This is a genomic window from Streptomyces sp. NPDC006655, assembly GCF_040703965.1.
GTDB lineage: Bacteria > Actinomycetota > Actinomycetes > Streptomycetales > Streptomycetaceae > Streptomyces.
Map to the genome: position 1 here is coordinate 51,289 of NZ_JBEYJU010000005.1, position 26,285 is coordinate 77,573.

The 26,285-nt window shown below is 70.6% G+C and carries 26 protein-coding genes; 15 read left to right on the forward strand and 11 right to left on the reverse strand.

All coding sequences use genetic code 11. The features are described from left to right. Nucleotides 1-198: 198 nt before the first annotated feature. Nucleotides 199-1,023, forward strand: a complete 825-nt coding sequence (locus tag AB0958_RS04160) for an HAD family hydrolase (protein WP_366888745.1) — start codon at nt 199-201, stop codon at nt 1,021-1,023. 377 nt (nt 1,024-1,400) lie between these two features. On the opposite strand, the gene AB0958_RS04165 is transcribed toward AB0958_RS04160, so the two are convergent. Then, nucleotides 1,401-2,225: an oxidoreductase gene (locus tag AB0958_RS04165; protein WP_366888746.1), complete on the reverse strand. Its 825-nt coding sequence runs from the start codon at nt 2,223-2,225 to the stop codon at nt 1,401-1,403. 100 nt (nt 2,226-2,325) lie between these two features. Between AB0958_RS04165 and AB0958_RS04170 the strand changes: the two genes are divergently transcribed. Further along, complete coding sequence (locus tag AB0958_RS04170) at nt 2,326-3,306, forward strand: ATP-binding protein (protein ID WP_366888747.1); 981 nt, start codon at nt 2,326-2,328, stop codon at nt 3,304-3,306. Here the strand turns inward: AB0958_RS04170 and AB0958_RS04175 are convergent. Then, nucleotides 3,296-4,567, reverse strand: coding sequence for a hypothetical protein (locus tag AB0958_RS04175; RefSeq protein WP_366888748.1), 1,272 nt, complete (start codon nt 4,565-4,567; stop codon nt 3,296-3,298). The genes AB0958_RS04170 and AB0958_RS04175 overlap by 11 nt on opposite strands. A 617-nt stretch (nt 4,568-5,184) precedes the next feature. On the opposite strand from AB0958_RS04175, the gene acs reads away from it, so the two are divergent. From acs to AB0958_RS04200, 5 genes are all read left to right on the forward strand, one after another. Beyond that, nucleotides 5,185-7,143, forward strand: coding sequence for an acetate--CoA ligase (gene acs, locus AB0958_RS04180; protein WP_366888749.1), 1,959 nt, complete (start codon nt 5,185-5,187; stop codon nt 7,141-7,143). A 185-nt stretch (nt 7,144-7,328) separates the two neighbouring features. Further along, a complete protein-coding gene (nhaA, locus tag AB0958_RS04185; RefSeq protein WP_366888750.1) occupies nt 7,329-8,720 on the forward strand; it encodes a Na+/H+ antiporter NhaA in 1,392 nt (463 codons plus the stop codon). A gap of 145 nt (nt 8,721-8,865) precedes the next feature. Beyond that, on the forward strand, nt 8,866-9,351 hold the full coding sequence (locus AB0958_RS04190; protein WP_133023386.1) for a phage holin family protein: 486 nt from the start codon (nt 8,866-8,868) through the stop codon (nt 9,349-9,351). Next, nucleotides 9,348-10,268: an alpha/beta hydrolase gene (locus AB0958_RS04195; protein ID WP_366888751.1), complete on the forward strand. Its 921-nt coding sequence runs from the start codon at nt 9,348-9,350 to the stop codon at nt 10,266-10,268. The genes AB0958_RS04190 and AB0958_RS04195 overlap by 4 nt, the downstream gene beginning before the upstream one ends. 127 nt (nt 10,269-10,395) lie before the next feature. Then, nucleotides 10,396-10,575 (forward strand): hypothetical protein, encoded by a 180-nt coding sequence (locus AB0958_RS04200; protein WP_132889485.1) that lies wholly within the window; start codon nt 10,396-10,398, stop codon nt 10,573-10,575. Between the two features lie 46 nt (nt 10,576-10,621). On the opposite strand, the gene AB0958_RS04205 is transcribed toward AB0958_RS04200, so the two are convergent. The 3 genes from AB0958_RS04205 to nth all read right to left on the reverse strand — a co-directional run bounded on the left by AB0958_RS04205 (nt 10,622) and on the right by nth (nt 13,653). After that, nucleotides 10,622-11,821, reverse strand: coding sequence for a MarP family serine protease (locus AB0958_RS04205; protein ID WP_366888752.1), 1,200 nt, complete (start codon nt 11,819-11,821; stop codon nt 10,622-10,624). 13 nt (nt 11,822-11,834) lie between these two features. Beyond that, complete coding sequence (locus AB0958_RS04210) at nt 11,835-12,542, reverse strand: CoA pyrophosphatase (RefSeq protein WP_366888753.1); 708 nt, start codon at nt 12,540-12,542, stop codon at nt 11,835-11,837. A 154-nt stretch (nt 12,543-12,696) separates the two neighbouring features. After that, nucleotides 12,697-13,653, reverse strand: a complete 957-nt coding sequence (nth, locus tag AB0958_RS04215) for an endonuclease III (RefSeq protein WP_366888754.1) — start codon at nt 13,651-13,653, stop codon at nt 12,697-12,699. A gap of 252 nt (nt 13,654-13,905) precedes the next feature. Here nth and AB0958_RS04220 point away from each other — a divergent pair, with 252 nt between their 5' ends. Both AB0958_RS04220 and AB0958_RS04225 read left to right on the forward strand, forming a co-directional pair. Then, the gene (locus AB0958_RS04220) at nt 13,906-14,580 is read left to right on the forward strand and encodes a Crp/Fnr family transcriptional regulator (RefSeq protein WP_018547939.1); all 675 of its coding nucleotides are present in this window, start codon (nt 13,906-13,908) and stop codon (nt 14,578-14,580) included. A gap of 84 nt (nt 14,581-14,664) precedes the next feature. Beyond that, the gene (locus tag AB0958_RS04225) at nt 14,665-15,498 is read left to right on the forward strand and encodes a nucleotidyltransferase domain-containing protein (protein WP_366888755.1); all 834 of its coding nucleotides are present in this window, start codon (nt 14,665-14,667) and stop codon (nt 15,496-15,498) included. 23 nt (nt 15,499-15,521) lie between these two features. On the opposite strand, the gene AB0958_RS04230 is transcribed toward AB0958_RS04225, so the two are convergent. From AB0958_RS04230 to AB0958_RS04245, 4 genes are all read right to left on the reverse strand, one after another. Then, nucleotides 15,522-16,352, reverse strand: a complete 831-nt coding sequence (locus AB0958_RS04230; protein ID WP_366888756.1) for an MBL fold metallo-hydrolase — start codon at nt 16,350-16,352, stop codon at nt 15,522-15,524. Beyond that, nucleotides 16,349-17,263 carry an NUDIX hydrolase gene (locus tag AB0958_RS04235; protein WP_366888757.1) on the reverse strand — a complete coding sequence of 305 codons (915 nt, stop codon included), beginning with the start codon at nt 17,261-17,263 and terminating at the stop codon, nt 16,349-16,351. Before AB0958_RS04235 ends, AB0958_RS04230 begins: the two co-directional genes overlap by 4 nt. 103 nt (nt 17,264-17,366) lie before the next feature. Then, nucleotides 17,367-17,831, reverse strand: a complete 465-nt coding sequence (locus AB0958_RS04240) for a RidA family protein (protein WP_366888758.1) — start codon at nt 17,829-17,831, stop codon at nt 17,367-17,369. Further along, on the reverse strand, nt 17,831-17,989 hold the full coding sequence (locus AB0958_RS04245) for a DUF4177 domain-containing protein (RefSeq protein ID WP_019992579.1): 159 nt from the start codon (nt 17,987-17,989) through the stop codon (nt 17,831-17,833). The genes AB0958_RS04240 and AB0958_RS04245 overlap by 1 nt, the downstream gene beginning before the upstream one ends. 107 nt (nt 17,990-18,096) lie before the next feature. Between AB0958_RS04245 and AB0958_RS04250 the strand changes: the two genes are divergently transcribed. Both AB0958_RS04250 and AB0958_RS04255 read left to right on the forward strand, forming a co-directional pair. After that, nucleotides 18,097-19,074 (forward strand): ArsA-related P-loop ATPase, encoded by a 978-nt coding sequence (locus AB0958_RS04250; protein ID WP_366888759.1) that lies wholly within the window; start codon nt 18,097-18,099, stop codon nt 19,072-19,074. After that, a complete protein-coding gene (locus AB0958_RS04255; protein WP_366888760.1) occupies nt 19,071-20,516 on the forward strand; it encodes an ArsA family ATPase in 1,446 nt (481 codons plus the stop codon). The genes AB0958_RS04250 and AB0958_RS04255 overlap by 4 nt, the downstream gene beginning before the upstream one ends. On the opposite strand, the gene wblA is transcribed toward AB0958_RS04255, so the two are convergent. Further along, the gene (wblA, locus tag AB0958_RS04260; RefSeq protein WP_207921750.1) at nt 20,513-20,851 is read right to left on the reverse strand and encodes a transcriptional regulator WblA; all 339 of its coding nucleotides are present in this window, start codon (nt 20,849-20,851) and stop codon (nt 20,513-20,515) included. The two genes, AB0958_RS04255 and wblA, sit on opposite strands and share 4 nt — an antisense overlap. Before the next feature lie 548 nt (nt 20,852-21,399). Between wblA and AB0958_RS04265 the strand changes: the two genes are divergently transcribed. After that, nucleotides 21,400-23,709 (forward strand): transglycosylase domain-containing protein, encoded by a 2,310-nt coding sequence (locus AB0958_RS04265; protein WP_366888761.1) that lies wholly within the window; start codon nt 21,400-21,402, stop codon nt 23,707-23,709. 98 nt (nt 23,710-23,807) lie between these two features. Here the strand turns inward: AB0958_RS04265 and AB0958_RS04270 are convergent, their stop codons facing one another. Next, the gene (locus AB0958_RS04270; protein WP_360563017.1) at nt 23,808-24,275 is read right to left on the reverse strand and encodes a GatB/YqeY domain-containing protein; all 468 of its coding nucleotides are present in this window, start codon (nt 24,273-24,275) and stop codon (nt 23,808-23,810) included. 94 nt (nt 24,276-24,369) lie between these two features. On the opposite strand from AB0958_RS04270, the gene AB0958_RS04275 reads away from it, so the two are divergent. Genes AB0958_RS04275 through AB0958_RS04285 form a run of 3 tightly spaced genes read left to right on the forward strand, consistent with a single transcriptional unit; the run spans nt 24,370 to nt 26,231 of the window. Next, nucleotides 24,370-25,296: a metallophosphoesterase gene (locus AB0958_RS04275; protein ID WP_358978831.1), complete on the forward strand. Its 927-nt coding sequence runs from the start codon at nt 24,370-24,372 to the stop codon at nt 25,294-25,296. Continuing rightward, nucleotides 25,293-25,439, forward strand: coding sequence for a hypothetical protein (locus tag AB0958_RS04280; RefSeq protein WP_366888762.1), 147 nt, complete (start codon nt 25,293-25,295; stop codon nt 25,437-25,439). The genes AB0958_RS04275 and AB0958_RS04280 overlap by 4 nt, the downstream gene beginning before the upstream one ends. Nucleotides 25,440-25,463: 24 nt before the next feature. Next, the gene (locus AB0958_RS04285; protein WP_366888763.1) at nt 25,464-26,231 is read left to right on the forward strand and encodes a Pr6Pr family membrane protein; all 768 of its coding nucleotides are present in this window, start codon (nt 25,464-25,466) and stop codon (nt 26,229-26,231) included. Nucleotides 26,232-26,285 lie beyond the last annotated feature (54 nt).

The following is a 26,285-nucleotide window of genomic DNA, read 5'->3' on the forward strand; positions in this document are numbered from 1 at the left end:
AAGGGGGGAGAAACCCACCCGGACATGCGACGACCCCCACCGGGGGGGAGAGTGGGGGTCGTCTCCACGGCCGACTCGGGGGGGGAGGAGTCGGACCGGGTTAGCACGGTCGCGAACGATCCGTGACTTCCATGGTGTACCCGAGAGCCCTCTCAGGCAAACCCACGCGCCCCACCTTACGCCGAATGGTGGGCGCCTATGCTCAGGGTCGTGGAAAACCACTCCTCGCCCCGCACAGCGGCGTTCTTCGACCTGGACAAGACGGTCATTGCGAAGTCGAGCACGCTCACCTTCAGCAAGTCGTTCTACCAAGGCGGTCTGATCAACCGCAGGGCGGCACTGCGCACCGCTTACTCCCAGTTCGTGTTCCTGGTCGGCGGTATGGACCACGACCAGATGGAGCGCACCCGCGCGTACCTGTCCGGCCTCGTCCGCGGCTGGAACGTCCAGCAGGTCAAGGAGATCGTCGCCGAGACCCTGCACGACCTGATCGACCCGATCATCTACGACGAGGCCGCCTCCCTCATCGAGGAGCACCACCGGGCCGGCCGGGACGTCGTCATCGTGTCCACGTCGGGCGCGGAGGTGGTCGAGCCCATCGGCGAACTCCTCGGGGCGGACCGGGTGGTCGCCACCCGGATGGTCGTCGGCGAGGACGGCTGCTACACGGGCGAGGTGGAGTACTACGCGTACGGTCCGACGAAGGCGGAGGCCGTCCGCGAACTGGCCGCCTCCGAGGGGTACGACCTGGAGCGCTGCTACGCGTACAGCGACTCGGCGACCGATGTGCCGATGCTCCGTGCGGTCGGGCACCCGCACGCCGTGAACCCGGACCGCGCGCTGCGCCGCGAGGCTCTCGCGCACGGCTGGCCGATCCTCGACTTCCACCGCCCGGTGCGGCTCAAGCAGCGGCTCTCCGCGCCCCCGCGGCCGGCCCTGGTCGCCGCGGCCGCCATAGGCGCGGCAGCCGCCACCGCCGGTCTGGTCTGGTACGCGAGCCGGCGCCGGAGCACCGTCGCCTGAAGTGGGCGACCCCGGCCCTCATTCACCCGTTCGGCCCATCGGGTGACCTATTAGTACGTCTTTGAACCTAAAAGTAAAGAACTGCAGGCAGGGCTTCCGCTTGCTCCGGGCTTGCAGTACAAAGGGGTTAGCGGCCCGCGAGACCAAAGGACATCCGAGAGGATCACCTTTAATACGCATTTGGCCCCACGGACCGAGCATGGCCACCGAGCACCCACGCGACGTCGACCCGTCGATTACGGGCCAGCCGCACCAGGTGACGGGCAAAGCACCCGACCTGATGGGCGACACATCGAGGACGCTTGGTAACCCGGTGAACATGCCAGCGGCGGTACGAGTCCTCGTACCGCCGCAACCCTTTCCCGGCCCCCTCGGCCCTATGCTGCACCGCGCTGCAGCGCCTCACAGACCGCCGTCGACTCGCGCACGCCCAGTTCGACCGCGCGTCCGCAGTGCGCGATCCAGGCCGCCATCCCCTCCGGGGTTCCCGAGACGTAGCCGTCCAGGGCCGCCAGATAGGAGGCGCGGCCCAGCTCCGCATGGCCGACCTCGGCGGGGCAGATCGCCTTGGGGTCGAGACCGCTGCCGATCAGCACGATCCGCTCGGCCGCCCGCGCGACCAGTCCGTTGCACGTGGTGAAGGGCCGCAGGGCGAGCAGTTCGCCGTGCACCACGGCGGCCGTCACCAGTGCGGGCGCCTGGCTCCCCGCGAGGACCAGCTGGGCGAGGCCGTCCAGGCGTCCCGCCACCTCGTCCGCGTCCGGCTGCGGCAGCTCGATCAGCGGCTCGTCGGCACGCTCGCCGGCCTGCCGCGGCCTGCCGACCTCGTCGCCACCGGCGGCCGCCGCCACCAGGTGCAGCCGGGCCAGCACCCGCAGCGGCGACTGCCGCCAGATGGACAGCAGCTGCCCCGCCTCCGCGGTCAGCCGCAGCGCCGCTCCGACCACGCGCGCCTCGTCGTCCGCCCCGAAGTCGGAGCGCCGGCGCACCTCCTCAAGCGCCCAGTCGGCACCGGAGAGCGCGGCACTTCCCCGGGCGCCGCGCAGCGCGGCCTCGGAGGTGACGGCGTTGCTGCGGCGCCGCATGACCCGGTGGCCGTAGACCCGGTCCACGGCCTTGCGCACCGACTCCACGGACTCGGCCACCCCGGGCAGCGCGCCCAGGGCCGCGAGCGGGTCGGCGGTCGCACCTGTCGTACTCATGAGTACGACCCTACGCACCCCGGCCGCGTACTCCACGAAGGAGTGGTCTTCTTCACTCCACCTGACACCGTCAGCTACCGTTCGACTACTCTTCGTGAACATGAAAATTGCTTTCGTCGGGAAGGGCGGCAGCGGCAAGACCACGCTCTCCTCCCTGTTCATCCGCCACCTCGCGGCGGGCGGCGCGCCGGTGGTCGCCGTCGACGCCGACATCAACCAGCACCTCGGCCCCGCGCTCGGCCTCGACGAGTCGGAGGCGGCGGCACTGCCCGCGATGGGCGAGCGGCTGTCCCTGATCAAGGACTACCTGCGCGGCAACAACCCGCGCATCGCCTCCGCCGCGACGATGATCAAGACCACCCCGCCCGGCGAGGGCTCGCGGCTGGTCCGGGTGCGGGAGCCCAACCCGGTGTACGACGCGTGCGCACGGCCGGTGGAACTCGACGGCGGCGCCATCCGTTTGATGGTCACCGGGCCCTTCACGGACGCCGACCTGGGCGTCTCCTGCTACCACTCCAAGACCGGTGCGGTGGAGCTGTTCCTGAACCACCTCGTCGACGGCCCCGACGAATACGTCGTGGTCGACATGACGGCGGGTTCGGACTCCTTCGCCTCCGGCATGTTCACCCGCTTCGACATCACGTTCCTCGTCGCCGAGCCGACCCGGAAGGGGGTCTCCGTCTACCGCCAGTACAAGGAGTACGCCCGGGACTTCGGCGTCGCGCTCAAGGTCGTCGGCAACAAGGTGCAGGGGCAGGACGACATCGACTTCCTCCGCTCGGAGGTCGGGGACGACCTGCTGGTCACCGTCGGGCACTCGGACTGGGTACGCGCCATGGAGAAGGGCCGTCCACCCCGGTTCGAGCTCCTTGAGGACGCCAACCGCGACGCCCTGCGCAGTCTCAAGGCCGCCGCCGACGCGACGCACGAGCTGCGGGACTGGGAGCGTTACACCCGGCAGATGGTCCACTTCCACCTGAAGAACGCCCTGTCGTGGGGCAACGAACGCACCGGGGCCGACCTGGCCGCGCAGATCGACCCCGGCTTCGTGCTCGGTGAGCAAGTGGCGGCTACTGCCTGACCGCCGGCGCCCCGGGCACCCCCTTCGGTGCCGGGGCCGGGTGACCGGACAGGAAGGACGCCCAGCCCTGCCGCGGGGCCTCACCCACGCTCAGGCTCCGCAGCCGTGCCAGGACCTGCGGGTCCTGGGCGTCCAGCCAGTCGGCCAGCTGACGGAAGGAGACACAGCGCACGTCGGGCTTGTTGCAGACGTTCTGGACGACGTCGTCGAGGGCACGCATGTACGTGCCGCCGTTCCAGGACTCGAAGTGGTTGCCGATCACGAGCGGTGCTCGGTTGCCGTTGTAGGCCCGGTTGAAGCCCTGGATCAGCCCGTCACGCATCTGGTCGCCCCAGTAGTCGAACTTGTCGGGGTCCCCCTGGGTCTGGGTGCCGGACTGGTTGACCATGAAGTTGTAGTCCATGGTCAACTGCTCGTAGGAGTGGCCGGGGAAGGGCACGAGCTGCATGGACAGGTCCCACAGCCCTTCCCTCTTCTTCGGCCAGACCTGGTCGTTGACGCCGCTGGTGTCGTAGCGGAAGCCCAGCTGGCTCGCCGCCTTCACGAAGTTCTTCTGGCCCTCCAGGCAGGGGGTGCGGGCGCCGATGAGTTCCTTGTCGTAGTCGAAGGGCAGTGGCGCGGCGTCCTTCATGCCGGTGTTGGTCTTCCAGGTCTTCACGAACTGCTTGGCCTGGGCGATCTCGCTCTTCCACTCGGCCACCGACCACTGGCCGACCCCACCGTCCGGGCCGCAGAAGTGCCCGTTGAAGTGGGTGCCGATCTCGTTGCCCTCCAGCCAGGCCAGCCGTAGTTGCTTGACGGTGTCGGCGATGCCCTGTTCGTCGTTGAAGCCGATCTCGGAACGGCCGGGTGAGTGCTGCGGGGGGTGATAGAGGTCCTTCTTGTCCTCCGGCAGCATGTAGACGCCGCTGAGGAAGAACGTCATGTTCGCGTGGTTCTCCTTGGCGACCTTGCGGAAGTGCGAGAACAGCTTCTGGCTGTCCTCGCCGGCGCCGTCCCAGGAGAACACCACGAACTGCGGGGGCTTCTCACCGGGCTTGAGCTTCTCCGGCCGGGGCAGATGCGGCTGCGCCCCGGTGTACGCGGTGGAGCCGTCGCCGATCAGACGGACCACGCTCTCGGGCGCCGGCGCTCCCTTCCGCGGCCCGGACGCCCCTTTCTCGGAGTTGGTGCCGGTCGCGCAACCGGCCAGCGACGCGGCACAGGCCGCGGCGGCCACGGCGCCGACGGCGCCGACGGCGATCCTCTGGGTGGCGGCCAATTCCGCCCACCTTCTTCCTTCTCTCGGCGGACGCCCATGACGGCGTTTTATGGCGGTGTGCCGGGTATGTGCCGACAGCGCGGCCAAGGTCGCATAGGACCGAGAGAGGGATTAATACGACAAGCCGATGAACTGCCCACTTCACCCAAGGGGGCGAATCGATGACCCATTTGCCCAGGAAATCCGCACCCGGTTTTTACTCCGCATTGCGATTCATCTGCTGATCGCTGATCCATCCCGCCGCCGAACGCCGTGCCCCACGGCCGCGACGGAACACCCGCGCCGCCGCCCGCCCGTGGCGGCGGCCGACCCGCTCCAGGCGGGACTGGTCGCGGCGGCCGTCGGCGGCCTGGTCACCGTGCTCCGGCTCCGACTCCGACTCCGGCTCCGGCTCCGGCTCCGGCTCCCAGGAGGGCGCGACCCCGCTCGGGCGGTGGCTGTTGCATCGGCCGCCGAGCCCGGCAGGGCCGGCCGGCGGCAGCCGCGCCCCGAGGGCGCCCCACCCGATAGGTCTAAACCAATTGTCGGACGGCTCTTGTCACCGGACCCCCGGGTCTGATGAGCTGTGTGGCTTGGGACACAACGGACACCGGGACACCCTTCGAAAGGGAGATGTCGTGAGCAACGAGAGCCTGGCCAACCTCTTGAGGGAGGAGCGACGCTTCGCGCCGCCCGCCGACCTGGCCGAGAACGCCAATGTCGGGGCCGAGGCGTACGAAGAGGCCAAGGCTGACAGGCTCGGCTTCTGGGCCGCCCAGGCCCGCAGGCTGACCTGGGCCAAGGAGCCGACCGAGACGCTGGACTGGTCGAACCCGCCGTTCGCGAAGTGGTTCAAGGACGGCGAGCTCAACGTCGCGTACAACTGCGTGGACCGGCACGTGGAGGCCGGCCACGGCGACCGGGTCGCCATCCACTTCGAGGGCGAGCCCGGCGACAGCCGCGCGATCACCTACGCCGAGCTCAAGGACGAGGTCTCCAGGGCCGCGAACGCCCTGCTGGAGCTGGGAGTCCAGGCCGGCGACCGGGTCGCGATCTACATGCCGATGATCCCCGAGACGGCCGTCGCGATGCTCGCCTGCGCCCGGATCGGCGCCGCGCACTCCGTCGTCTTCGGCGGCTTCTCCGCCGACGCGCTCGCCACCCGCATCCAGGACGCGGACGCCCGGGTCGTCATCACGTCCGACGGCGGTTACCGGCGCGGCAAGCCGTCCGCGCTCAAGCCCGCCGTGGACGAGGCGGTCGGCAAGGCGGGCAACGTCGAGCACGTCCTGGTCGTCCGCCGTACCGGGCAGGAAGTGGCCTGGGACGACAGCCGGGACGTGTGGTGGCACGAGCTCGTCGACCGGCAGCCGGCCGAGCACACCCCGCAGGCCTTCCACGCCGAGCACCCGCTGTTCATCCTCTACACGTCCGGCACCACGGGGAAGCCGAAGGGCATCCTGCACACCTCGGGCGGTTACCTCACCCAGACGTCGTACACGCACTGGGCGGTCTTCGACCTCAAGCCGGAGACCGACGTCTACTGGTGCACGGCCGACGTCGGCTGGGTCACCGGCCACTCCTACATCGTCTACGGCCCGCTGGCCAACGGCGCGACCCAGGTGATGTACGAGGGCACCCCGGACACCCCGCACCAGGGCCGGTTCTGGGAGATCGTGCAGAAGTACGGGGTGACGATCCTGTACACGGCGCCCACCGCGATCCGCACGTTCATGAAGTGGGGCGACGACATCCCCGCGAAGTTCGACCTGAGCAGCCTGCGGGTGCTCGGCTCGGTCGGTGAGCCGATCAACCCCGAGGCCTGGATCTGGTACCGCAAGCACATCGGCGCCGACCGCACCCCCGTCGTGGACACCTGGTGGCAGACCGAGACCGGCGCCATGATGATCACGCCGCTGCCGGGTGTCACCGCGACCAAGCCCGGATCCGCGCAGACCCCGCTGCCCGGCATCTCGGCCACCGTCGTCGACGACGAGGCGAACGAGGTCCCGGACGGCGGTGGCGGCTACCTGGTCCTGACCGAGCCGTGGCCCTCGATGCTCCGCACCATCTGGGGCGACGACCAGCGCTTCCTGGACACCTACTGGTCCCGGTTCGAGGGCAGGTACTTCGCGGGCGACGGCGCGAAGAAGGACGACGACGGCGACATCTGGCTGCTCGGCCGCGTCGACGACGTCATGCTCGTCTCCGGTCACAACATCTCCACCACCGAGGTCGAGTCGGCCCTCGTCTCCCACCCGTCGGTGGCCGAGGCGGCCGTGGTCGGCGCGGCCGACGAGACCACCGGTCAGGCCATCGTCGCCTTCGTGATCCTGCGCGGCACCGCCGACGCCGAGGACGAGAACCTCATCGCCGACCTGCGCAACCACGTCGGCGCCACCCTCGGCCCGATCGCCAAGCCCAAGCGGGTCCTGCCGGTCGCCGAGCTGCCCAAGACCCGCTCCGGCAAGATCATGCGCAGGCTCCTGCGCGACGTCGCGGAGAACCGCCAGCTCGGCGACGTCACCACCCTGACGGACTCCACGGTCATGGACCTCATCCAGGCCAAGCTCCCCGCCGCACCCAGCGAGGACTGACCCGGACCGGGCCCACAGGGGCGCCCGGAGCGCGACGCGCCGGGCGCCTCATGTGCGCCTACCGTGGATCTCACCTGGCAATCACCGCCGCACCTTAGGTAAACTAAGCAAAGAGCGTGACCTCAGGTGTGCCGGGAAGTCTGGTCGGCAAGCTGCCCCACTCTGCCCACCGACCGGAGGTCCCCGTGTCCGCGCCCCGCACCACCCCCGTCCGCAGGTTCCTCGACCGGCTCTCCCTGCCCGAGCGGACCTTCGTGACGGACGCGCTGCGGACCGAGACCGTCGGCGGGGTGTTGCTCCTGCTCGCCGCCACGGCCGCGCTGCTCTGGTCGAACATCCCCGGCCTGCACCACAGCTACGAGACCGTCAGCCACTTCCACCTCGGTCCCACCGCCCTCGGCCTGCACCTGTCCGTCGCCCACTGGGCCGCCGACGGCCTGCTCGCGGTGTTCTTCTTCGTCGCCGGCATCGAACTCAAGCGGGAGCTGGTCGCCGGTGACCTGCGGGACCCCAGGGCGGCCGCACTGCCGGTGATCGCCGCCCTGTGCGGAATGGCCGTACCGGCGCTCGTCTACACCGTCACCAACCTGGTCGGCGGCGGCTCCACGCACGGCTGGGCGGTGCCGACGGCCACCGACATCGCCTTCGCGCTGGCCGTCCTCGCGGTCATCGGGACCTCCCTGCCGAGCGCGCTGCGCGCCTTCCTGCTCACCCTCGCCGTCGTCGACGACCTGTTCGCCATCCTGATCATCGCGGTCTTCTTCACCGGGCGGATCGACTTCGCCGCGCTCGGCGGCGCGGTGCTCGGCCTCGCCGTCTTCTGGCTGCTGCTGCGCAAGGGCGTGCGCGGCTGGTACGTGTACGTCCCGCTCGCGGTGGTGATCTGGACGCTGATGTACCACAGCGGTGTGCACGCGACCATCGCCGGTGTCGCCATGGGCCTGATGCAGCGCTGCACCACCCGCGAGGGTGAGGAGTGCTCCCCCGGCGAGCGCGTCGAGCACCTGGTGCGGCCGTGGTCGGCGGGGCTCGCGGTGCCGCTCTTCGCGCTCTTCAGCGCCGGCGTGACGGTGTCCAAGGGGGAGCTCGCGGACGTGTTCGGCAGGCCCGAGACGCTCGGGGTCGTCCTCGGTCTTGTCGTCGGCAAGACGGTCGGGATCTTCGGCGGAACGTGGCTGACGGCCCGCTTCACCCGGGCCTCGCTCGGCGGCGACCTCGCGTGGGGGGATGTCTTCGCGGTCGCCTCGCTCGCCGGGATCGGCTTCACGGTGTCGCTGCTCATCGGCGGACTCGCCTTCGAGGGCGACGCCGTGCTGACGGACGAGGTCAAGGCCGCCGTACTCACCGGATCGCTGATCGCGGCCCTGTGCGCCACCGTGCTGCTGAAGATACGCAACGCCCGCTACCGCAGCCTGGTCGAGGCCGAGGAGCGGGACGAGGACCACGACGGCATCCCGGACGTCTACGAGGAGGACGACCCGGCGTACCACCTGCGGATGGCGGAGATCTACGACCGCAAGGCGGCCGAACACCGCAGGATCGCCGCCGAGAAGGCGGCCGAGGAAGCCTCCCGCTAGCCACCGCGGCAGGCCCCGTCGGCCGCCCCGGAGGCACGACGCGCTTGCCGAAGTACCGGGCGGGGCAGGCGAGCAGGGCGGCCGTCCGGCATGATCTGACGAGACGGTACAAAAGACGATGACACGTACGCAGAGGGAGACCGCGATGAGCGCACCCGACGGCAGCCCGGTCGGTGCCGAACGCAGCATCGGCCAGTTGTTCGCCTCGGCCACGGCCGAGATGTCGGCGCTGGTGCACGACGAGATCGCGCTGGCCAAGGCCCAGCTGAAGCAGGACGTGAAGAAGGGCGCGACGAGCGGCGGTGCGTTCTCCGCGGCCGGTGTGCTGCTGCTGTTCTCCCTGCCGATGCTCAACTTCGCGCTGGCGTACGGCATCCGGACCTGGAGCCACTGGAACCTCGCGATCTGCTTCCTGCTCTCCTTCGCGGCGAACGTCCTGGTGGCCGCCGTCCTCGCGCTGATCGGCGTGGTCTTCGCGAAGAAGGCGAAGAAGAGCCAGGGCCCGCAGAAGGTGGCCGCCTCGATGAAGGAGACGGCGGGCGTGCTGCAGAACGCCAAGCCGCACCCCCGCCCGGAACTCCCCCGGGACGACGTGCCGGCCATCGAGGCTGTGGGACGCTCGACCTCATGACGGATCCCGCACCCTCGGCCGTACGGCCGGAGGGCCCCTGGACACACCGGGACGTCGCTGCCAACGGCGCCCGCTTCCACATCGCCGAACTCGGCGACGGCCCGCTGGTCATGCTGGTGCACGGCTTCCCCCAGTTCTGGTGGACCTGGCGGCACCAGATGGCCGCACTCGCCGACGCGGGTTTCCGGGCCGTCGCCATGGACCTCAGGGGCGTCGGCGGCAGCGACCGCACCCCCCGCGGCTACGACCCGGCCAACCTCGCCCTCGACATCACCGGCGTGATCCGCTCCCTGGGCGAACCCGACGCCGCGCTGGTCGGTCACGACCTGGGCGGCTACCTGGCGTGGACGGCGGCGGCGATGCGCCCCAAGCTGGTACGACGGCTCGCGGTCGTGTCCATGCCCCACCCGCGGCGCTGGCGCTCGGCGATGCTGCGGGACCGCCGGCAGTCCGCCGCCGCCTCCTACATCTGGGGTTTCCAGCGCCCCTGGATCCCCGAGCGGCAGCTCACCGCCGACGACGGCGCGCTGGTCGGCCGGCTGATCCGGGACTGGTCCGGGCCGCGGCTGCCCGAGGACGAGGCGGTGGAGACGTATCAGCGGGCGATGTGCATCCCGTCCACCGCGCACTGCTCGATCGAGCCCTACCGCTGGCTGGTGCGGTCGCTGGCCCGCCCCGACGGCGTCCAGTTCAACCGCCGGATGAAGCGTCCGGTGCGGGTGCCGACGCTGCATCTGCACGGTTCCCTGGACCCGGTGGCCCGCACCCGCAGCGCGGCCGGCTCCGGCGAGTACGTCGAAGCGCCGTACCGCTGGCGGCTGTTCGACGGTCTGGGGCACTTCCCGCACGAGGAGGACCCGGCGGCCTTCTCGACCGAGCTGATCAACTGGCTCAAAGACCCCGAACCCGATCGGTGACCGCGCCGATGCGCCCGGTATCCGGACCTGCACACCTGTTCTACGAACGGCCACATGCCTCGCGCATAGGCCGATTGGGGCGCGCCCGGGAGGTTATCGACCTTGGGGCGGGGGCAGACGTCGGGGTATGGGCTGGACGCACGACTACAGTGACGCACCCCGAAACCGCCGTACGGCAGGCGGTCCGAACCCCTACCGAGGAGCTGTCCCGCAGCTGCCGGGGACGGACCTGAGGGTAGGGATTCCGCATATTCTGCGCCGCCGGGCGCGCTGGGTCTCGGTACGTCTGCGCCACACCCGCGGCTGATCCCTCCGCGGGCCCCGAGGGGGTCCAGAGGGCGCAGCCATCGGCTCTAGAGGGCGCAGCTGTCGGTGTCCACCTGCTGGTTCGCGGTACGGCCCCGGGCGATGTCCGGCTGGATCTCGTCGGCCGTCAGCGCGTACCCGGTCTCGGCGTCGTCCAGGGACTTCGCGAAGACGACCCCGTACACCCGTCCCTCGGGCGTGAGCAGCGGGCCGCCGGAGTTGCCCTGACGGACGGTCGCGTACAGCGAGTAGACGTCGCGGCGTACGGTGCCGCGGTGATAGATGTCCGGGCCGTTGGCGGCGATGCGGCCGCGTACCCGGGCGGCACGCACGTCGTACGACCCGTTCTCCGGGAATCCGGCGACGATCGCGCTGTCACTGGTCCGCGCGTCCTTCGCGGAGAACTTCAGCGCCTTCGCGGGCAGGTTCGGCACGTCCAGCACCGCGATGTCGCGCTGCCAGTCGTACAGGACGACCCTGGCGTCGTACCTGCGGCCCTCGCCGCCGATCTGGACGGTGGGCTCGTCGACGCCGCCGACCACGTGCGCGTTGGTCATCACGCGGCGGTCGGCGAAGACGAAACCGGTGCCCTCCAGGATCTTGCCGCAGCTCTGCGCGGTGCCCGTCACCTTGACGATGGACCGCTGGGCGCTGACGGCCACCGCGCTGTTCGCGAGGGCGGGGTCGGGCGGCGGGACGTCGGTGATCGGCTCGTTGGCGAAGGGGCTGAAGACCTGCGGGAAGCCGTTCTGCGCGAGGACCTTGGAGAAGTCCGCGAACCAGGTGTCGGCCTGGTTGGGCAGCGCCCTGGACACTCCGAGGAGCACCTTGGAGCTGCGGACCTCCTTGCCGAGCGTCGGCAGGGTGGTGCCCGCGAGGGCGGAACCGATCAACCAGGCGACCAGCAGCATCGCCACCACGTTGACGAGCGCGCCACCGGTGGCGTCCAGGGCGCGGGCCGGGGACCAGGTGATGTACCGGCGCAGCTTGTTGCCCAGGTGGGTGGTCAGGGCCTGGCCGACCGAGGCGCAGACGATGACGACGACCACGGCGACCACCGCGGCGGTGGTGCTCACCTCGGCGTTGTCGGTCACCGCGTCCCAGATGACCGGCAGGGTGTAGACGGCGACGAGTCCGCCGCCCAGGAAGCCGATCACCGACAGGATGCCGACGACGAACCCCTGGCGGTAGCCGACGATCGCGAACCACACGGCGGCGACCAGCAACAGGATGTCCAGCACATTCACGGGGATCACCCTGTCATGACCGCCAGTCGAGCGGGACCAGCTTCTCGCGGTCCCAGGAGCGCTCCCATCCGGCGTAGTGCAGCAAGCGGTCGATCACTCCGGCCGTGAACCCCCACACGAGGGTGGATTCGACCAGAAATGCCGGACCTCGGTGTCCGCTGGGATGTACGGCGGTGGCCCGGTTGGCCGGATTCGTGAGATCCGCCACGGGGACCGTGAAGACCCGCGCCGTCTCGTTCGGATCGACCACGCCCACCGGGCTCGGCTCGCGCCACCAGCCCAGCACCGGCGTGACCACGAAGTGGCTCACCGGGATGTAGAGCCGCGGCAGCACCCCGAACAGCTGGACGCCGGCCGGATCCAGCCCGGTCTCCTCCTCGGCCTCGCGAAGAGCGGCCCGCAGCGGCCCGTCGGCCTTCGGGTCGCCGTCCTCGGGGTCGAGGGCGCCGCCGGGGAACGAGGGCTGCCCGGCGTGCGAGCGCAGCGAACCGGCCCGCTCCATCAGCAGCAGCTCGGGGCCGGCCGCGCCGTGTCCGAACAGGATCAGTACGGCCGACTGCCGTCCGGTGCCGTTCTCCGGGGGCAGGAAGCGGCTCAGCTGCAACGGCTGGACCGTCTCGGCGGCGCGCACCACCGGCTCCAGCCAGTCCGGCAGGCCCTCCTTGCGGAGCGCCGCGTCCGCACGCGACCCGTCGGCGTGTGCCCTGCTGCTGTGCGTCATGCCGTCCCCCGTCCTGCGCTGCTCCTCCGACCTGCGCTGCTCCCCCGGCCTGTCCGCCGCTCCCGGCCTGCCCGTTCCAACGCTCCGAGACTCCTCGATCGTTCCGTCCGCCGACCCGCGGAAGACCCCTGGGTCATGTCCCTGATCCGCCCGGTCATGCCTCCGGTACGGCGCCCAGCGGCGGGGCCGGCCTGCCGCCCGCGTCCAGATACGCCTGCGGAGGCTTCAGACGCTGACCGGGGAAGCCGCCCTTCTCGTACTTGAGCAGTTTCTTCGCCTTCTCCGGGTCGGTCTCCCCCTCGCCGTACGCCGGGCAGAGCGGGGCGATGGGGCAGGCGCCGCAGGCGGGCTTGCGGGCGTGGCAGATGCGGCGGCCGTGCCAGATGACGTGGTGCGAGAGGTCGGTCCAGTCGGTCTTCGGGAAGAGCGCGCCGACGGCCGCCTCGATCTTGTCGGGGTCGGTCTCCGCGGTCCACCGCCAGCGGCGGACCAGGCGCTGGAAGTGGGTGTCCACGGTGATGCCGGGGCGCCCGAACGCGTTGCCGAGCACGACGAAGGCGGTCTTGCGGCCGACGCCCGGCAGCTTGACCAGGTCTTCGAGCCGGCCCGGGACCTCACCGCCGAACTGCTCCACGAGGGCGCTGGAGAGCCCTATCACCGACTTCGTCTTGGCCCGGAAGAACCCGCACGGCCGCAGGATCTCCTCGACCTCCTCCGGGTTGGCGGCGGCCAGGTCCTCGGGGGTGGGGTACTTGGCGAAGAGCGTCGGGGTGGTCTGGTTGACCCTGAGGTCGGTGGTCTGGGCGGAGAGCACGGTGGCGACCAGGAGCTGGAAGGGGTTCTCGAAGTCCAGCTCGGGGTGGGCGTAGGGATACACCTCGGCGAGCTCGCGGTTGATCCGGCGGGCCCGGCGGACCAGCGCGGTGCGCGACTCGGCCTTCTTCGGCGCGGCCTTCTCCGGGGCGGCCTTCTCTGGCACGGCCTTCTTCGGCGCAACCTTCTTCGGCGCAACCTTCTTCACAGCTTTTGCTGCTTTTGTCGTTTCTTTCGATTCACCCGGGACAGCACCGGACCCTTGTTCGCCCACAGCGGAATCACGACGTACAACCACCCGCCCAGCCCCCTTGGCCTGTGCTCTCACCGGCGTTTTGGACACCCGGCCAGCCTAAAGCCCGGCACCGACATCCGCCCCGGACCCGGAAGATCAGCCCCCGATTGGACCCCTGCCGCTTACCTCGGGACACCTGTACGGCATCCTTGTGACAGATCACACTGTTTGGACCGTCCGGCAAAATGGGGAACACGGTCCCCTGGTACCAAGGGGGAGCAAGATCCCCTGAGCAGGTCGACAAGGAGAGAACTCGTGGACGACGTTCTGCGGCGCAACCCGCTCTTCGCGGCGCTCGATGACGAGCAGTCCGCGGAGCTGCGTGCCTCCATGAGTGAGGTGACCCTCGCGCGTGGCGACTCCCTGTTCCACGAGGGCGACCCGGGTGACCGGCTCTACGTAGTCACGGAGGGCAAGGTCAAGCTCCACCGCACCTCCCCCGACGGCCGCGAGAACATGCTCGCCGTCGTCGGCCCCGGCGAGCTGATCGGCGAGCTGTCGCTGTTCGACCCGGGCCCGCGGACGGCGACCGCCACCGCGCTGACCGAGGTCAAGCTGCTCGGCCTCGGCCACGGCGACCTCCAGCCCTGGCTGAACGCGCGCCCCGAGGTGGCCACCGCCCTGCTGCGCGCGGTCGCCCGCCGTCTGCGCAAGACCAACGACGCCATGTCCGACCTGGTCTTCTCCGATGTGCCCGGCCGGGTCGCGCGCGCCCTGCTCGACCTCTCCCGCCGCTTCGGCGTGCAGTCCGAGGAGGGCATCCACGTCGTCCACGACCTCACGCAGGAGGAGCTGGCCCAGCTGGTCGGCGCGTCCCGCGAGACCGTGAACAAGGCGCTGGCCGACTTCGCCCAGCGCGGCTGGCTGCGCCTGGAGGCGCGGGCCGTGATCCTGCTGGACGTCGAGCGGCTGGCCAAGCGCTCGCGCTGACGGCCGCACACGACCGTATGACGCATGGTTCCGCCTGCCCTGGGGCGGAACCATGCGTCATGACAGGACCTGGCACGTTGCCCGATGACTGAACCGGCTGTCCCCGCCCGTGGACTCGACTCCCTGGGCTTCATCGCTCGCGAGGGCTCGCACGCGCGCGTGCCGCACGTCTTCCGTCCCGTCGTCGCCGCGGCCCGTGACCGCTTGCTGAACGTCTTCGGGGCGCACCTGCACAGCGCGTACCTCTACGGCTCGGTCCCGCGCGGCACCGCGCGCGTGGGCCGCAGCGACCTGGATCTGGTGGCCGTCCTGCACGCGGAGCCGACCGACGCCGACCGGGCTGCGGCCCGCGCCCTGGGCGAGGCCCTGGACGTGGAGTTCCCCGAGATCGACGGGGCCGGCACCCTGCTCTATTCACGCGCGCGGGTGCTCAGCGAACTGGAGCGGTACGACATCGGCTGGTTCGTGGCCTGCCAGTGCACCCCGCTGCTCGGGGAGGACCTGGCCGAGTTCCTGCCCCGGTACCTCCCCGACTCCCTGCTCGCCCGCGAGACCAACGGCGACCTGGCCCGGTTCCTGCCGCGCTGGCGGGAGCGGATCGCGGCCGCCGAGGGCACCGAGCAGGCCCTGCGGCCCCTGGTGCGCTTCATGTCACGGCATCTGGTCCGCACGGGCTTCACCCTCGTCATGCCCCGCTGGAACGGCTGGACCAGCGATCTGCACGAGATGGCCGAGGCGTTCGCCGGCTACTACCCGGAACGCGCCGAACAGCTCCGCCGGGCGGCGCGGTCGGGGTACGAGCCGGTCGGCGACCCGGCCGTCCTGCGGTCGTACGTCGACGACCTCGGCCCCTGGCTCGCCGACGAGTACGCGCGCGTGCACGGCGTGAAGACGCCGCGGCCGCCCGGCTGGGCCTGACCGCCGGACCGCCGGTCACCGCACTAGATCAGCCCGTGCTCGCTCAGATAGTCCATCTGGGCCCGTACGGACAGTTCCGCCGCCGGCCACAGGGAGCGGTCCACGTCGGCGTAGACGTGGGCGACGACCGCGGCCGGCTGCCGGTGGCCGTTCTCGACGGCCGTCTCCACCTGGGCGAGCCGGTGGGCGCGGTGCGCCAGGTAGAACTCGACGGCTCCCTGGGCGTCCTCCAGGACCGGGCCGTGGCCCGGCAGGACCGTGTGCACGCCGTCGTCGACCGTCAGCGAGCGCAGCCGTCGCAGCGAGTCCAGGTAGTCGCCGAGGCGGCCGTCGGGGTGCGCCACGACCGTCGTACCGCGGCCGAGAATCGTGTCGCCGGTCAGGACGGCGCGGTCGGCCGGGAGGTGGAAGCTCAGGGAGTCGGCGGTATGACCGGGGGTGGGTACGACCCGGAGTTCCAGTCCGCCGGTCGTGATCACGTCACCCGCGGCGAGGCCCTCGTCACCGAGGCGCAGCGCCGGGTCGAGGGCACGCACGCGCGTGCCGGTCAGTTCCGCGAAGCGTCCGGCGCCCTCGGCGTGGTCCGGGTGGCCGTGGGTGAGCAGGGTGAGCGCGACGCGCTTGCCGGCCTTCTCCGCCGTGTCGACGACCGCGCGCAGGTGGTCGTCGTCCAGGGGGCCCGGGTCGATCACCACGGCCAGGTCGGAGTCGGGCTCGGCGACGATCCAGGTGTTGGTGCCGTCCAGGGTCATCGCGGAGGCGTTGGGTGCCAGCACGTTGACGGACCGCGCGGTGGCCGGCCCCGAACGGACCGTGTCGCGGGGCTGGCCGGGCAGGGCCGCTGCGTTCGTCATGCGGGGCCTCCGGCCATGGGTCCGGCGACGGAACCCGCGCCGGGTCCCGTCGCGGGGGCGGTCGCTATGTGCTTGGTGAACTCGTCGTGGCCCGGCCAGGTCAGGACGATCACGCCGTCCTCCAGGCGGGCGCGCGCCAGCACCGGGGTCATGTCCCGCGCGGGCGCCGCCGCGAGCGCCTGCGCGGCGGTGGCGTACGGCGTGAGCTGGCGCAGCGTCGCGATGGTGGGCGGCATCATCAGCAGGTCACCCCGGTCGTAGCCGGCGGCGGCCCGGGCGGGGCTGATCCAGACGGTGCGGTCGGCCTCCGTGGAGGCGTTGCGGGTGCGCTGGCCCGAGGGGAGCGCGGCGACGAAGAACCAGGTGTCGTAGCGGCGGGTCTCGAACTCCGGGGTGATCCAGCGGGTCCAGGCGCCCAGCAGGTCGGACCGCAGGACCAGGCCCCGCCGGTCCAGGAACTCGGCGAAGGACAGCTCACGGGCGACCAGGGCGGCGCGGTCGGCCTCCCAGTCGTCCCCCGTGGTGTCCCCGACCACCTGGTCGCCGGTCGGGCCCGCGAGCAGGACGCCCGCCTCCTCGTAGGTCTCCCGCACGGCCGCGCAGACGATCGCCTGGGCGCCCGCCTCGTCGGTCCCGAGCCGCTCGGCCCACCACGCGCGCGTGGGCCCCGCCCAGCGGACCTGGTGGTCGTCGTCGCGCGGGTCGACACCGCCGCCCGGATACGCGTACGCGCCTCCGGCGAAAGCCATGGAGGCGCGTCTGCGCAGCATGTGGACGACCATGCCGTCCGGGGTGTCCTTCAGGAGCAGCACGGTCGCCGCGCGCTTCGGCGGGACCGGCACGAGGGTGCCCTCCGTGTGGGCGCGGATGCGTTCCGGCCACTCCGGGGGATACCACTGTCCATCGGCCATTACCGGAGGCTATCCCGTGGTGCGCGAATGTTCGAGAGGTGGCCTGTGGCGTCCTCGTCACGACTCACCGCGCGCTCATGGCGCACCGCTCACGGCGCACCGCTCACGGCACCAGCTCGACCTGCACCTCGACCTCGACCGGCGCGTCCAGCGGCAGCACCGCGACGCCCACCGCGCTGCGCGCGTGCACGCCCTTGTCACCGAGGACCTCGCCGAGCAGTTCGCTGGCGCCGTTGATCACGCCCGGCTGCCCGGTGAAGTCGGCGGCGGAGGCGACGAAGCCGACGACCTTCACGACGCGCGCGATCCGGTCCAGGTCACCGACGACGGACTGCACGGCGGCCAGGGCGTTCAGCGCGCAGGTGCGGGCCAGCTCCTTGGCCTCGTCCGCGGTGACCTCGGCGCCGACCTTGCCGGTGACCGGGAGCTTGCCGTCGACCATCGGCAGCTGGCCGGAGGTGTAGACGTACACGCCCGACTGCACGGCCGGCTGGTAGGCGGCGAGCGGCGGGACGACCGCCGGCAGCGAGAGACCGAGTTCGGCCAGCCTGGCCTCGACGGCGCTCATCACGGCTTCTCCCGCTTCAGGTAGGCCACGAGCTGTTCGGGGTTGTTGGGCCCGGGCACGACCTGGACGAGCTCCCAGCCGTCCTCGCCCCAGGTGTCCAGGATCTGCTTCGTGGCGTGGACGAGCAGCGGCACGGTTGCGTATTCCCACTTGGTCATGCGGCCGACTTTATCCGCTGGCGGGCACGGGGCAGACGTAGGACCGTGAGCAGCGTTATCCACAGCCTCCCGCGTGAGTGTCCGGCCGACTGGTTAGGCTCGAAGACGTGAGCAGGCTCCAGGTCGTCAGCGGCAAGGGCGGGACCGGAAAGACGACGGTCGCCGCCGCACTCGCGCTGGCCCTCGCGACCGAGGGGAAGCGGACGCTTCTCGTGGAGGTCGAGGGCCGGCAGGGCATCGCCCAGCTCTTCGAGACGGAGGCGTTGCCTTATGAGGAGCGGAAGATCGCCGTCGCGCCGGGAGGCGGTGAGGTCTACGCGCTGGCCATCGATCCCGAACTGGCCCTTCTGGACTACCTCCAGATGTTCTACAAGCTCGGCGGGGCGGGGCGCGCCCTGAAGAAGCTGGGCGCGATCGACTTCGCCACCACCGTCGCGCCCGGTCTGCGGGACGTCCTGCTCACCGGCAAGGCGTGCGAGGCGGTCCGCCGCAAGGACAAGGCGGGACGGTTCGTCTACGACTACGTGGTGATGGACGCGCCCCCGACCGGCCGCATCACCCGCTTCCTGAACGTGAACGACGAGGTGGCCGGGCTCGCCAAGATCGGCCCGATACACAACCAGGCGCAGGCCGTGATGCGGGTGCTGAAGTCCAAGGAGACGGCTGTGCACCTGGTCACACTCCTTGAGGAGATGCCGGTCCAGGAGACCGCCGACGGCATCGCCGAACTGCGCTCCGCGCGGCTGCCGGTGGGCCGGGTCATCGTGAACATGGTCCGGCCCGAGGTGTTGGACGGCACCGACCTGGAACTCGTGGGGAGCGTGCCGCGCACCGCGGTGGCGCAGGCGCTGTCGGCCGCCGGGCTCGGCGGGGCGCGGCGCGGCGGCAAGGCCGAGCAGCTGGTGGACCCGCTGCTGGCGCAGGCCGCCGAGTACGCCGAGCGGTACGCGCTGGAGCACGAGCAGCGCGCGGTGCTGGCCGAGCTGGAGCTGCCCCGGCACGAACTGCCACTGCTCGCCGAGGGGATGGACCTGGCGGGCCTGTACGAACTCGCCACCGAGCTGCGGGAACAGGGGATGTCATGACTCCGGATCCGGACCCGGCCCAGGAGCCGGCACAGGGTGCGGCGCGGGAGCCGGCCCAGGATGCGGCCCAGGACGGCACGCGCCGGCTGGCTCACGCGCCCGTGCTGGACGTCGACGCGCTGCTCGACGACCCGAAGACCCGGATCGTGGTGTGCTGCGGCTCGGGCGGGGTCGGCAAGACGACCACCGCGGCGGCGCTCGGGCTGCGGGCGGCCGAGCGGGGTCGCAAGGTGGTCGTGCTGACCATCGACCCGGCCAGGCGGCTGGCGCAGTCCATGGGCATCGACTCGCTGGACAACGTGCCGCGGCGGGTGAAGGGCACCGAGGACCGCGGCGCCGGGACGGGCGGCGAACTGCACGCCATGATGCTGGACATGAAGCGCACCTTCGACGAGGTCGTGGAGGCGCACGCGGACGCCGAGCGGGCGGCCGCCATCCTGGCCAACCCCTTCTACCAGTCCCTGTCGGCGGGCTTCGCGGGCACGCAGGAGTACATGGCGATGGAGAAGCTGGGCCAGCTGCGGGCCCGGGACGAGTGGGACCTGATCGTCGTGGACACCCCGCCGTCCCGCTCGGCGCTGGACTTCCTCGACGCGCCGAAACGCCTCGGTTCCTTCCTGGACGGACGGCTGATCCGGTTGCTGACGGCCCCGGCCAAGCTGGGCGGCCGCGCGGGCATGGCCTTCCTGAACGTCGGCATGTCGATGATGACCGGCACGCTCGGCAAGCTGCTGGGCGGTCAGTTGCTGAAGGACGTGCAGACGTTCGTCGCCGCGATGGACACGACGTTCGGCGGGTTCCGTACGCGCGCGGACGCGACGTACAAGCTGCTCCAGGCGCCCGGTACGGCGTTCCTGGTGGTGGCGGCCCCGGAGCGGGACGCGCTGCGCGAGGCCGCGTACTTCGTGGAGCGGCTGGCCGCGGAGGACATGCCGTTGGTCGGTCTGGTCCTCAACCGCGTGCACGGCAGCGGCGCCGACCGGCTGTCCGCCGAGCGTGCGCTCGCCGCCGCGGAAAATCTTGAAGACCCCCGCATTGTGGATCAGGGGGGCGGGAAAGCTGGACTTCGTAACTCTCCCGACACGTACGGCAGTTCTGAATCACCCGCGCCCGCGCCGTCCGAGTCCCGGCCCGACGAATCCCCCTCGTCAGGGCCCGAGGACATGGCTGTGGACCTGACTGACGAATCCCCCTCGTCAGAAAGCCCGGACCGCACCGTCGACCAGCTCACGGCAGGCCTGTTGAGGCTGCACGCCGAGCGCATGCAGCTGCTCTCCCGCGAGCAGCGCACGCGTGACCGCTTCACCGCGCGCCACCCCGAGGTGGCCATGGTGGAAGTGGCCGCGCTGCCCGGCGACGTGCACGACCTCGCGGGACTGCGGGACATCGGCGACCGGCTCGCGGCCGGCCGGGCGGAGCTGCCGGGGACCCGTCCGGCCTAGCTCACGGCCATGTAGTTCTCGTACACCTCGTCGCTGTCGAGGGGGACGATCCCGGTCCCCCGCTCGTACTCCGAACGCGCCGTCTCCAGGAGCCTGCGCCAGGAGGTCACGGTGGGTCGCCTGCGCAGCAGTGCGCGGCGCTCCCGTTCCGTCATGCCTCCCCACACGCCGAACTCGACGCGGTTGTCCAACGCGTCGGCCAGGCATTCGGTGCGTACCGGACATCCGGTGCACACCGCCTTGGCCCTGTTCTGCGCTGCTCCCTGAACGAACAGTTCATCCGGATCGGTAGTGCGGCAGGCGGCCTGCGCACTCCAGTCGGTTACCCAGCCCATACCGGCGCCGTCCTCTCCCGAATCGAGGCTCCCCCACGGCGGCAGCGGCATATTCACCGCCGCCAGTTGAGGACGTTACGGAAGGCGGGCACAGCGCAACACCCCCTTCGGGCCCAATCTTGAATGGCCCGAACGGACTATGGGTAAGCGGCAGATCACCCGCGGGAGTGAGCTGACGACATGCGTGATCATCCCGGCATAGCGGGACAGCCCTGGTGCGCCACAACGGACGCCGGGTGACACACGAGGCGGATTCGGACACGCCATCAACACATCACCCGAAAAAAGTGGGCTGCTTCCGGAACGATTCGGGGTCGCCGGACGTATTGATAGGTGGCCGCGCAGCTGTGACAGTTGAGAGCAGCTTAGGCCAAGGCCTGTCCGCGTGTCCGGCGAATGGCAAGGTCGACCGCCCATGTCGTCGTGCCGTGCGCCGAGCCACGCCCCGTGCGGGGGACCTGGTCCCGTATGTCACGATCCGGCACTCGAACATCCCGAGAGCCGCCCGCTCACCCGGAACGCACATCGCTACGGATTAGGCTGCCCCCATGCCAAAGAAGCGCTCGGGCGGTGGTCTGTCGACCACGCAGCAGGCCGCCAAGTTCCTCGGTGTCAGTGTGCTCGCGGGAGCCGTGATGGCGGGCATCGCACTGCCCGCGGCCGGGGCCCTGGGCCTGGCGGCCAAGGGCTCGGTCCAGGGCTTCGACGACATCCCGGCCAACCTGAAGAGCCCTCAGCTGAGCCAGCGGACCAGGATCCTGGACAGCAAGGGCAACCAGATCGCCCAGGTCTACTCCCGTGACCGCACGGTGGTGGACCTCAAGGACATCTCGCCCTACCTGCAGAAGGCGATCGTCGCGATCGAGGACTCGCGCTACTACCAGCACGGCGCCATCGACCTGAAGGGCGTGCTGCGCGCGCTGAACAAGAACGCGCAGAGCGGCGGGGTCGCCCAGGGCGCGTCCACGCTCACCCAGCAGCTGGTGAAGAACTACTTCATCGAGGAGGCCGGCGACGACCCGACCAAGGTCGCCGAGGCCACCCAGCAGACCCTCGGCCGCAAGGTCAAGGAACTGAAGTACGCGATCCAGCTGGAGGAGAAGCTGGGCAAGAAGAAGATCCTCGAGAACTACCTGAACATCACCTTCTTCGGCGAGCAGGCCTACGGCGTGGAGGCCGCCTCCCAGCGCTACTTCTCCAAGCACGCCAAGGACCTGTCCCTGGAGCAGTCGGCCCTGCTGGCGGGCATCGTCCAGTCGCCGAGCCGCTACGACCCGGTCAACGACGAGGCCGAGGCCACCAAGCGCCGCAACGTCGTCCTGGAGCGCATGGCCCAGCTCGGCGACATCTCCCAGGCGGAGGCCGACAAGGCCAAGGAGGCGCCGCTCGGCCTGCACGTCACCCAGCCCAAGAACGGCTGCATCACCGCTTCCAAGGGCGCGGGGTTCTTCTGCAAGTACGTCGAGAACGTCTTCCTCACCGACCCGACCTTCGGCAAGACCCGTGAGGCGCGCGCCAAGCTCTGGAACCAGGGCGGTCTGACCATCCGCACCACCCTGGACCCGCAGGCCCAGGACTCGGTGCAGGCCTCGATCAAGGACCACGTCTACAAGTCCGACTCGGTCGCGGCCGCCGCCACCCTCGTGGAGCCCGGCAGCGGCAAGATCCTGGCGATGGGCCAGTCGAAGCCGTACGGCTACAACAAGAACGAGACCGAGTACAACTTCTCGGTCGACCGGGACTACGGCGGCTCCAACTACGGCTTCCCGACGGGTTCGACGTTCAAGCCGTTCGTGGCGGCGGCCGCCATCGAGGGCGGCAAGCCGGCGACGCAGGAGTACTCGTCGCCGTACAAGATGAACTACCCGAGCCCCGTGCAGCAGTGCGACGGCAAGCAGTGGGTCAACACGGACGGCGAGCAGGTCGAGAACGAGAACGAGTCCGAGGTCGGGCCGTACCAGATGAAGAAGGCGATGGCGAAGTCCATCAACACCTACTTCGTCCAGCTGATCTCCGACATCGGCCTGTGCCCGGTGGTCAAGATGACCGACGCGCTCCACGTCCACCAGGGCGACGGCTCGAAGCTCCCGCAGACCCCGTCCATCGCCCTCGGCGCGATCGGCCTGTCGCCGCTGACCATGGCGAGCGCGTACGCCACCTTCGCGGACCGCGGCATGTACTGCACGCCGGTCGCCATCCAGTCGATCACCCAGAAGATCGGCAACGAGCAGAAGTCGCTGGCCGTGCCCAAGTCGACCTGCTCACGCGCGATGAGCGAGAAGACCGCCGACACCATCAACACCCTGCTGCGCGGCGTGGTCGACTCGGGTACCGGTCAGCAGGCCGGCCTCGACGACCGCGAGAGCGCGGGCAAGACGGGTACGACGGACTCCCGCAAGAACGCCTGGTTCGTCGGCTACACGCCGAACCTCGCGGGCGCGGTGTGGGTCGGCAGCGCCAAGCAGAACGTCGAGATGACCAACATCACCATCGGCGGCGTCTACCACCCCGAGGTCTTCGGCGCCGACACACCGGGGCCGATCTGGAAGGACGCCATGACGGGCGCCCTGGAGGGCAAGGCGGACGAGTCCTTCAACCTCGTGGACATCCCGGACGAGGGTGATAAGGGAAAAGGCGACAACACCGGCACCGGGGACGGCACCAACGGTGACACCGGTGGTCTGATCGGCGGCCTCTTCGGCGGCCAGACGGACGGCGGCACGACCGACGGCGGCGGCACCAACGGCAGCCCCAACGGCGGCACCACCCCGAACCCGACCTTCTCCTTCCCCGACGGCTTCTTCCAGGGCAACGGGAACGGCGGCAACGGGAACGGGAACGGCGGCCGCCGAGGCTGACCGGCTTCCCGCGGTACGACGGTCTCTTCCACGACGCCGTACCGCGGGGAACTCCCGGGTCCCGGGGGGCGCGGGTGCCGGGGCCCGGGGGCCCGGGGTCAGCCCTGGAGGTGCTTCTTCACCGAGGCGGCGACGCGGCCGCCCTCGGCCAGACCGGCCACCTTCGGGTTCACGATCTTCATCACGGCGCCCATGGCCCGCGGCCCCTCGGCACCCGCCGCCTTCGCCTCCTCGACGGCCTCGGCGACGATCCCGTCCAGCTCCTCGTCGCTGAGCTGCTTCGGCAGGTACTCGGCGAGGACCGCGCCCTCCGCCTTCTCCCGCTCGGCGCTCTCGGCACGACCACCCTGAGCGAAGGCCTCGGCCGCCTCCCGGCGCTTCTTCGCCTCCTTGGCGATCACCTTGAGCACCTCGTCGTCGGAGAGCTCGCGCTTCTGCTTGCCGGCGACCTCCTCGTTGGTGATCGCGGAGAGCGTCATCCGGAGGGTGGCCGAGCGGAGCTCGTCGCGCCCCTTGATCGCGGCGTTGAGGTCGTCGTGCAGCTTCGACTTGAGCGTGGTGGTCATGGATGTGATTGTCGCAGGTGCCGCACGCGCAGCGCCCGCCCATTTCGGTACCCGCCGGTCTCGGGGCCCTGGTTCCGTCTGACACGATGGCCATATGCGCGCTCGATACGGAGTACCCCTGGGAATCGCGGCGTTCGGCGCCGCAGGTGTGTTGTACGCGGCCGGCTTCGAGGTCCGTTCGTTCCGGCTGCGCCGGGTCACGGTCCCGGTCCTCCCGCCGGGGGTGCGTCCGCTGCGGGTGCTCCAGGTCTCCGACATCCACATGGTGAGCGGCCAGCGCAAGAAGCAGCGCTGGCTGCAGTCGCTGGCGGGCCTGCGCCCGGACTTCGTGATCAACACGGGCGACAACCTGTCCGACCCGGAGGGCGTCCCGGAGGTGCTGGACGCGCTCGGCCCCCTGATGGAGTTCCCGGGCGCGTACGTCTTCGGCTCCAACGACTACTACGGCCCGCGCCCCCGCAACCCCGCCCGCTACCTGCTGGAGAAGGCGAGCGGCAGGCACGGCCTGAACGGCAACCCGCCGGCCGTCGGCGTGATCCACAACCCGTGGGAGGACCTGCGGGACGCCTTCGACGGCGCGGGCTGGCTGAACCTGACGAACACCCGGGGCGTCCTGAAGGTCGAGGGGGTCTCGGTCGAGCTGACCGGCCTGGACGACCCGCACATCAAGCGCGACCGCTACGTCCAGGTGGCGGGCGGCCCGTCCGGTACGGCGGACTTCTCGATGGGCGTCGTACACGCCCCGTACCTCCGCGTCCTCGACGCGTTCACGGCGGACAACTATCCCCTGGTGCTGGCCGGCCACACCCACGGCGGCCAGCTCTGCGTGCCCTTCTACGGCGCGCTGGTCACCAACTGCGACCTGGACACGGACCGGGTGAAGGGCCTGTCCCGGCACACCGCGGAGGGCCGCACCTCCTACCTGCACGTCTCGGCGGGCTGCGGCACGAACCGCTACACGCCGGTGCGCTTCGCGTGCCCTCCGGAGGCGACGCTGCTGACGCTGGTGGGGCGGGAGTGACCGGGGTCTTCGTGACCGGGGTCTTCGTGACCGGAGCCGTGGTGACCGGAGCCGTGGTGACCGGAGCCGTGGTGACCGGAGCCGTCGTGACCGGAGCCGTCGACCGGCTAACCCACCCGGAGTACACCAAAATGCCCGGGTGAGCCCTCTCCTCCACCGTTGAGGGCATGACGGCTCCGATACCCCCGATCCCCAGGGACATCCCGGACCTCCCCGCGGTCCCGAGCACGCCCGTACTGATGCCCGCGCACGTTCCGGCGACGGCGGTGGTGGCGCCCCTCCCCCGCCCCGTGACCGCGGTGTTCCGCCTGCTGACCGCCGTGCTGGCGTTGGCGAGCGTGGCCCTGGAGCTGCTGCTGGGCAGCCCGGACCGGATCCTGAGCTACTTCGGCGTCCAGGCGGCGCTGCTCCTGACCCTGGTCAGCCTCTCCTCGGCCCGCCGCGCCTGGCAGGCGGCCCGTCCACTGCCCTCGTCCCTGACGGGGGCGGCTCTCCTCTACGTGCTGATCTCGTCCCTGGTCTACCACCTGCTCCTGGGCCACACGACGCCCCCGTTCTCGATGACGGGCGCGACCCACCCTCCGGTGGCCTGGCACGGCCAGTGGCTGGCCCTGCAGCTCCTCTACACGGCGGCCCCGGTGGCGGCCCTCGTGGACTGGCTAGTCCTCACACCGCCCGGCCGCCTCCACCTCCGCCAGACGGCGGGGTGGATGCTCTACCCCCTGGCCTACCTGACGTACACCCTCGTCCGGGCCGGCCTGCTGCTCCCCGGCACCCCGGGCCGCTACCTCTACCCGTTCCTGGACGCCGAGCAGCACGGCTACCGCAGCACCCTCGCCAACGCCCTCCTCCTGGGCCTCTCCTGCTACGCCCTGGCAATCCTCCTGGTCGCCCTGGACCACACCCGCCCGAACCCCGTCGGCCGCCGCCCCTGAATCGGATTTCGTCTCCGGCCAGCAGTGGGCTAAAGTAAACGACGTCGCCGCGAC